This window comes from Aeromonas sp. MR19, assembly GCF_963899305.1.
In the GTDB taxonomy this organism is placed as follows: Bacteria; Pseudomonadota; Gammaproteobacteria; order Enterobacterales; family Aeromonadaceae; genus Aeromonas; species Aeromonas bestiarum.
In genome coordinates, this window is sequence record NZ_CAWQWZ010000026.1 from 1 (window position 1) to 569 (window position 569).

The following is a 569-nucleotide window of genomic DNA, read 5'->3' on the forward strand; positions in this document are numbered from 1 at the left end:
TCAACTGCCTCAACTGCCTCAACTGCCTCAACTGCCTCAACTGCCTCAACTGCCTCAACTGCCTCAACTGCCTCAACTGCCTCAACTGCCTCAACTGCCTCAACTGCCTCAACTGCCTCAACTGCCTCAACTGCCTTCTTATATAAGCTATTCGCCTATATGCATCGTTATGATGCTTCTCATACCTGGCATCAGGGTGTCGTGTCGAGACGGATGGCTTGTGTGTGAGATGTGCTGCGCTGCAAAGCAGAGAAAAATAGATGTTCTTAACCCTCCCAATGCTGGTTTCTGTGGATAAGTTTGTACAAAAGCTGTGGTTGGTTATGAATAACTAAATAAGTGCCGATTTTTGCAGTTTTATTGCATTGCGACCCTTGCCAACGCGATCAATCTCTCTATAATGCGCCACATCGACAGGGCAAGCGGCAACGCAAACAAGCCTGTCGGTGCCTCGAAAAGCCTTTGAAAATAAGGCTTGACTCGAGAAGGCGGTTGAGTAGAATTCCACTCCCGCAGCAACACACTGTTGCGTCGCTCTTTAACAATTTGAATCAAGCAATCTGTGTGGG

1 protein-coding gene is annotated in these 569 nt (G+C 48.0%); it reads right to left on the bottom strand.

The window, feature by feature from the left end:
- Positions 1 to 357: 357 nt before the first annotated feature.
- Positions 358 to 569, bottom strand: a 212-nt coding sequence (locus AACQ95_RS14370; RefSeq protein WP_241281097.1) for a hypothetical protein, incomplete at its 5' end; no start/stop codon positions are given.